This window comes from Corallococcus carmarthensis (genome assembly GCF_003611695.1).
Classification (GTDB): domain Bacteria; phylum Myxococcota; class Myxococcia; order Myxococcales; family Myxococcaceae; genus Corallococcus; species Corallococcus carmarthensis.
Genome location: NZ_RAWE01000488.1, coordinates 1 through 476 on the forward strand (window position 1 = coordinate 1; position 476 = coordinate 476).

A 476-nucleotide genomic window follows, 5' to 3' on the forward strand; every position below is an offset into this window, starting at 1 on the left:
GCTGGAGCCGAAGGTCACCTCGACCTCTGCGATGACCGGCGTGATCAACCAGCAGGGCGTGTTCTTCTTCGTCGATACCCACGTGCAGGAAGACCCGACCGCCGAGCAGCTATGCGAAGCGACCCTGCAGGCGGCCTACCGCATGAAGCTGTTCGGCATCGAGCCGAAGGTGGCGCTGCTGTCGCACTCCAACTTCGGCAGCCACGATTCCAAGGACGCGCTGAAGATGCGCCAGGTGCGCGAGCTGCTGCTCAAGCGCAACCCGCGGCTGAACGTGGACGGCGAAATGCAGGGCGACACCGCATGGGATGAAGCGCTGCGCCAGAAGCTGCTGCCGGGCTCGACCCTGCAGGGTCGCGCCAACCTGTTCGTGCTGCCGAACCTGGAAGCGGCCAACATCGCCTACAACCTGGTGCGTGTGTTCACCGACGGCGTGGCGATCGGCCCGATCCTGATGGGCGTGAACAAGCCGGTGC

1 protein-coding gene is annotated in these 476 nt (G+C 65.1%); it reads left to right on the forward strand.

Going from position 1 to position 476, the window contains the following annotated elements; all coding sequences use genetic code 11:
- On the forward strand, window positions 1-476 hold a 476-nt coding region (locus D7X32_RS44615), incomplete at both ends, for a phosphate acyltransferase (RefSeq protein WP_279635672.1).